The following is a 6,367-nucleotide window of genomic DNA, read 5'->3' as shown; positions in this document are numbered from 1 at the left end:
TAGGGTCAATTCATGAACTATAGTAGGGTCAATTCATGAACTATAGTAGGGTCAATTCATGAACTATAGTAGGGTCAATTCATGAACTATAGTAGGGTCAATTCATGAACTATAGTAGGGTCAATTCATGAATTGACCCTACAGTCTGATTTAAGGGTTGTCATCGTCCTTTCTTATAGATGTCCATAATAGTCTGCCTTTAGAAACTTAGCATCCTAACTACAGTATCCTATCTTACCCTAATTACACCAGATATGTCAAGCAATTACACCAGATATGTCAACTATGTCAAATCAACATAAACGAGTCCTGACGGTACTTAATGGGTGCAATAGGTCAAATACCATCGACTTATCGACTTATTTGCTATTAAAAGGCTATTTTTCGCAAATTTTAACCAAAAAAATCTTAGGTTTTATTCATGATTAGGTACAACAGGGGGTATAATAGGGTATTTAGTAGGTGGTACTATATATACATATATGCAAGGCATAGCAATGGGTGTAATCTGGGTATATTGTGGGGTTTAATAGATACCACAGTGCTGAGTTCCTATGGTATGATAAGTAGTCATGCAAAATAAATTTCCTAGTGAAGACAGGCAAGAGGCAATAGGCAAAAGCTTTATCGAAATGTGTAATTAATTTTGCTTAGGTACTTACTTCCATCAACTTTTAGATAGATAAAAGTATGGCAGACACAACTAAACAAGTGAGTATGCTAGAATTGGAGTTAGAAGATGATCTAATCAGACAAATTGAAGATGTAGCTGATTCTGGTTGTTTTTCAAAAGATGAATTATTACAAAGTATTTTAGAAGCATGGAGACATCATCAAGCCTATATACATAGACTTGAAAATATGGTTCAAATAATCAATATTAAGTAATTCGATTTGAGGGTAATGTGGAATGATTACTATCAAATTATTATCTGCTTATTGTTTTGAGTTAACAAAAAATTTTATCACTATTTTCTTGAACAACAGTTTATACTAAATCTGGTTATTAAAGACTGATTATTTATTCCCCTTTTTGCATGAGTGCATGAGTAGAAAACGGGTTTCTCGGAGAAACCCGTTTTCTGTGCGTTACTCAACGGATTTAGTATTATTAAACTTTCATAACAAGTAACCCTGAGACAATTATCAGTTTTAGCAATTATTGAGATGTTAATTTATTGTAAGCAGAAATAATCTCCGCATTTTCCCAATCATCATCAAAAGGAAGCGCATCGGGATCTGACAAAGCATTAGCCTCGATTTCTGCATCGCTCATCGATTTAACTCGCTGCCAATCGGTTAAATCTTGCCTTTCCTCTTTTGTGTTAACAATCCCCATCTTGGGGGATACTCTCTTGATACTTTCTTCGCTCACGTTCGTTTGCTCTCCTAGCACTAATCAATCGGCAAGTTTCCCCTCTTATAGTATAGACAACATAACAGATTATCCCGTTTAATTGTCCCAGCAAACACATCCTTATTTCTTGGTAATCTTGGCGATTATCTTCTCTGATTAGACAGTGACCATCGAAAATAGGAGGAACAGCCGCAAAATCTATCCCATGCTTCTCTATATTAGAATATCTTTTAGACTGATCCCAGTCAAATTCTCTAAATTGCATAAATAAATCTCCAAAAATTGTCTTTGTAGAGAATTATTCCTATATCTCCTCCTTACCTATCGTTTTGAACGAACAAAAATTTTTATCACTATTTAAACTTCAATAATTTTTTGTTATATCGATAAATTACTAGCCCTAAACGCAGAAATTTTGAAAAAGCGAAGCCTCCGCTTCTACTATAATCAGAGAAGGGTAATTGAGACAATTTCTGCATCACCTTAAATAGCTCTTTAGGTTTTGCGTCCGAGAAAATTAATAATCTGGGGATTAATTTCTTTTGACCAATGTTCTTGGGGATAGTGTTTCGCTTCTGCGAGGGAGATTAATTCCACTCCTGATTTAGTGGCTAATTTTTCGACAGTGACAGAAGATAACCAAGGATCCCCCATTCCCCAGACAAAAAGGATAGGTTTTTCAAAGTTCTCTAAACCTGTCTCAATTTCTGCCATGGTTTTCGATAGGTTTAAATTGCGAATCGTGGCCACTAAAGCGCGACCCACTGCCGAAGTTTTTAGATAGGGTTGACGGAAAATAGCCAGATCTGCATCGCTAATCACAAAACCGCTACCAGTTTCTAAAGTACGATCGACTAATAAGGGGTCTTGAGTCGCCATATCTCCGAGGAAAGGTATCCCCCATTGTTTCATTATCCAGGGTAATTTAACATCACTAGAGAGGGGAGTATTTAAAACAATCAAGCGCTCAATTTTATCAGGATTTTCTAGGGCATATTGTAAACCGACGGAGGCTAAAAAACCCTGGACAATGAGGGAGATTTTCGGCAATTGGAGAGCTTGAATAAAATCGGCCAAAGCTTGACAAAAAGCGCTAGGTGTGTAGGCAAATTCTCTGGCATCGGGTTTAGCGGATAAACCGGAACCGATCCAATCGGGGGCAATGGCATTAATGTTATATTCTTCTAAACTGGTTAATAATTCCCGCCAAATATAGCCATGGGCGGGTAAACCATGGAGTAGGATCACGGGGGTTGTATCCGGTTGTTGAGCGGGGTTAACCTGTCGATAAAACCACTTGAGAGAGCCGACTTCGAGAAAACTTTCTAAAATAGCCATGGTTAATGGGGGATTAATAATCATTAACCATTGTCTAACGTCTAGGAACCGATCGCACCGGCAATTTTTGCACCCCGGCAGTTATAGGGAGCTTGCGTCGAGACTTTGTGCTTCTCCGGGGGTTAAGGGTAAATGAAGACCGCATTCTTGTTTTAAACCCTTGAAACGGGTGTCTCGTTCGTTGCTATCATCGGCGGTTAAAGGCCGACTGGAGTGCCAATCGCCGACGGAGACATAACCCAGATCAAAATAGGGATGGTAGGGAAGCTCGTATTTAGTCAGATACTCATAGATGGTTTTGGCATTCCAGTCAAGTATCGGTAATATTTTGTAACGTTCGCCCTGTTGATTGACCCATTGGAGAGTTTTGCGGTGGTCGGTTTGGTCGCGACGTAAACCCGCTAACCAAGCGGTGGCCTTTAATTCCTTCAGGGCCCGTTGCATCGGCTCCACCTTGCGGATTTTGTCGTAGAGATTGAGGGAGTCGATATCGTTATTTGACCACAGTTTACCGTGGATTGCTTCCATGCGGGCGGGACTGAGGGGAGATTGATAAACTTTCAGGTTTAAATGGAGGCGTTGGCTTAAGTCTTCGGCAAATTGATAGGTTTCTGGGGGAAGATAGCCGGTATCGATCCAAATGATGGGAATATCGGGGATAATTGCGGTGACGAGGTGCAACATCACCGCCGCCTGAATGCCGAAACTGGTACTCATCACCAAACCTTCCCCAAAGGTGGCCGCAGCCCAAGCGACGATTTCTGCGGCGTTAGCGGAGTCAAAACGTTGATTAATTCTGGCGAGGTCGAGGGATAGAGGGGAGGAAAAAGACCGGTCGGCAGTGGGGATGAAGGCGGTTTCTAGGGCCCGTGGATGAGGATTAAGCAAGTGTAAATCTGGCATTCTGGCTAAGATTTAAGATATTAGTAGCGGCGGATACTGATAGAGTCCAATCTATCCATTAGGGTTCGAGAATAGAGTCACCTCCATCTCCTCCCCTTGAGAAACGTGGGTGAGACTTTCGCCTCCGACGGCTCCTAGTTTAACTGCTTCATTGTTAGGGATACAGCTTGACAATCGAGGGCCGTTTTATCGAAAATTTGGGTTAAAACCCCGTCGTTTTACGGTTGAGAATCTATATACTGTACTTCTACTATATCTGATGGGGTGAAGTGTGGCCCACACTAGCGACACCCTCCTTTCTCAAAAATCTCTCTGGTTACACTAGGTTAAGCAAGATGGGGAGGAATTACCGCTAGTTTTTGCAGTTGTTTTTCAATATTGGCCTTTAATTGGGTCCGGGAGATTTCTTTTCCCGTTTGAGCAGTGTGTGCATTTTCCAGAAAAATAATACTATCTACTTTTTCTAGGGCAAATAATTGGAATAAAAGATGGGTTACGGGAATCAGGAGCGTTGATAGGGGTGAATTGGGGGTATTTTGAGCAGATATGGCCATTTTTTCCGTAGCAAAGGCATAGATTACCCTTTTCTCCTGTTGCGGCTGCCGCCGATGGGCTAAGGTGGTTAGTAACCAATCACCCTGGCTATTCTGCACCACATAGTATTGTAAATGTTTTAACTGTCTGGCCATGGCCGCGAGGACGGGATTAACCGCTTCTTCCATGACTACGGTGGCCAGTCCGTAATTGACCGCTTCTCGACTTAAAATATGCAGTTGTGCCTTTAATTTCATGGCTAATAATGTCTATAAACTAATCGATGGCGATGCCATTCATCCCTTGATTCAGCAACGCTATTTAAAATTGTCGTCGTGAAAAGATGAGGATGGAGATGCCCAATAATAGACCAGTGTAAACGAGACTGTAGAGGGCATTAGCGATTAAGACATCAGCACTAGGCAGCAAACCATAAACGGCCTCGTTTCTAAAATTTAATCTCTCTAAATCTGGGAGAATTAGATAAATATTTTTAGTGATAGCGAGGATATTGGGATTTTTGCTGATTATACCCAATTGGATCAGATCTTTGCTGATGTGACCCATGAGATAGACCCCAAAAGTCATTAACGTGGCTAAAATCGAACTGGTAAATACCCCAAAAGCGATCGCCACGGCTGCGATGAGAATTAATTCCAAACCGAGATAGAAAACCGAGACAATCAGGGGTAACGGTTGAAAAGATACTTTCATCCCCAGCAACATCAGCAAGTAAATCACCAACATTACCCCCAACATCACCGCTAAAACCCCGGACAAACCCAAGTGTTTACCGAGGATAAATTCGGCCCGACTCAGGGGTTTGGGAATCAAAACTAAAATAGTTCTCTTGTCAATTTCCTTATTAATTAGCCCTGTACCCACAAAAACCGCAACAATTACCCCTAATAACCCGATAGCGGCTAATCCCAAGTCAAGAAAGATTTTCTGATGGGTTCCCACCGCAATTTCCGGTAATAAACGCCAAGCGAAGGCCATCAACAAGGCAAAAAACCCGATAAAGTAAAGAATGCGATCGCGAATAACCTCGCGAAAACCATTAGCTGCGATCACCCAGATTCTCAGGATACTGATACCCATAGCCTTTCATCAAAATAATATCTGTCTTTCCTAGATTAAGAGATTGTTTCATCCCCTCATTATGCCCAATTATTAACTTCCCTATTTGATCAAGAATACACCAATCTATTACTTTTTTGCTGGCCCTGTGTAGGTAATTTTCTCCTCGACAGTTTCGTTTATGGCTTAGGAATATCAATTTTTGAGGTTTGAGGTTTTGGGTATGATTAGGTGTTGACAATCTCACCGTTAAGCCTACGACTTTGACTCTCCCCCGCTAACCGCTCGCGCGCTGTAGCGGGGGATTCTCGGTTCTTAGGCTTTTAACTAGATCGACCGGGTTTAACTGAACGACCCCCGTCAGACCGCCTCCGCAAGCGTTTTCTAACACGGTCAGCCCGACCGCGTTTTTTCCTCGGTTCTCGATTACCTTCGCTGATGCCTTATCTCTTGGTTCAATGTGGCCGCAAGAATCACACCGGTGAACTCTTTCGGATAACGACTTTTGGCTCTTCGTTACTCTTTATGCTAAATCAACAGACAAGATGCCAAGATAACATACTTCTAACCCAAAAATTCCGAAAGTTTCTAAAGCCATAGCCTCTTCGTTTTATTAGTTTAAGTTTATTGTTGATTCCCTCGACCACCCCATTCGTTGTCCTTTGCTCGAAATAACTAATTATTTCTCCAAACCAGTTTCGGATTGTTTGACAACTCTTGGTAAAAACACTGGAGGATTTTGCCAACCATTCTGAGATAGATAGCAGTCCTTCTGTCGGATTCTCTGAGGTTTCATAAATCTTTCTAAATTCTTCCTTTAACTCGTGCATCTTTTTCAAACTTGGTCAATTTTCTTTGATAGCTTCTAGTTTGATTTTTTGGGGTTCCGTTAAATCTTTTTCATTTTTTAACAAGCTATATTTACTTCGCTTTAAAACTTCTAGCTTCGCTTCTTTTTCCGCTTTCTGTTTTTTATTTTTCTGCGCTTCTACGGCTCTTTTTTCTGCTTTTCTTTGTTCGTCTAACTCTTGATTAATTTGTTTCATTACATGGAATCTATCGGCGACTACCTCGGCCGATGGCATCAATTCTTTCACCAAATTTTTATAGGGCAACCAAAGGTCTATGCTGACTTCTTCAATTTGCTCTAACACC

The 6,367-nt window shown here is 41.0% G+C and carries 7 protein-coding genes and 1 pseudogene; 1 reads left to right on the top strand and 7 read right to left on the bottom strand.

Annotated elements, in window-relative coordinates; genetic code table 11:
• Positions 1-690 precede the first annotated feature (690 nt).
• Entirely contained in the window at positions 691-888 is a 198-nt protein-coding gene (locus IM515_RS23100; protein WP_036400102.1) for a hypothetical protein, read from the top strand.
• Positions 889-1,159: 271 nt separating this feature from the next.
• On the opposite strand, the gene IM515_RS23095 is transcribed toward IM515_RS23100, so the two are convergent.
• The 7 genes and pseudogenes from IM515_RS23095 to IM515_RS23060 form a co-directional block, all read right to left on the bottom strand.
• A complete protein-coding gene (locus IM515_RS23095) occupies positions 1,160-1,339 on the bottom strand; it encodes a hypothetical protein (protein WP_287628679.1) in 180 nt (59 codons plus the stop codon).
• Positions 1,326-1,622, bottom strand: a complete 297-nt coding sequence (locus tag IM515_RS23090; protein WP_043995702.1) for a BrnT family toxin — start codon at positions 1,620-1,622, stop codon at positions 1,326-1,328. The genes IM515_RS23095 and IM515_RS23090 overlap by 14 nt, the downstream gene beginning before the upstream one ends.
• A 230-nt stretch (positions 1,623-1,852) precedes the next feature.
• Complete coding sequence (locus IM515_RS23085) at positions 1,853-2,719, bottom strand: alpha/beta fold hydrolase (RefSeq protein WP_287628682.1); 867 nt, start codon at positions 2,717-2,719, stop codon at positions 1,853-1,855.
• A 57-nt stretch (positions 2,720-2,776) separates the two neighbouring features.
• Positions 2,777-3,598, bottom strand: coding sequence for a phosphoadenosine phosphosulfate reductase (gene cysH, locus IM515_RS23080; protein ID WP_287628683.1), 822 nt, complete (start codon positions 3,596-3,598; stop codon positions 2,777-2,779).
• Between the two features lie 326 nt (positions 3,599-3,924).
• Positions 3,925-4,389, bottom strand: coding sequence for a hypothetical protein (locus IM515_RS23075; protein ID WP_287628684.1), 465 nt, complete (start codon positions 4,387-4,389; stop codon positions 3,925-3,927).
• A 64-nt stretch (positions 4,390-4,453) separates the two neighbouring features.
• Complete coding sequence (locus tag IM515_RS23070) at positions 4,454-5,233, bottom strand: ABC transporter permease (RefSeq protein ID WP_287628685.1); 780 nt, start codon at positions 5,231-5,233, stop codon at positions 4,454-4,456.
• Positions 5,234-5,745: 512 nt separating this feature from the next.
• Positions 5,746-6,367 (bottom strand): annotated as a pseudogene (locus tag IM515_RS23060) (ISL3 family transposase); the annotation flags it as partial.

Origin of the sequence: Microcystis sp. M44BS1 (genome assembly GCF_020244875.1) — a bacterium.
In the GTDB taxonomy this organism is placed as follows: Bacteria; Cyanobacteriota; Cyanobacteriia; order Cyanobacteriales; family Microcystaceae; genus Microcystis; species Microcystis panniformis.
The sequence above is the reverse complement of the archived record's forward strand: the minus strand, read 5'-3'. Positions and strand labels throughout refer to the sequence as shown.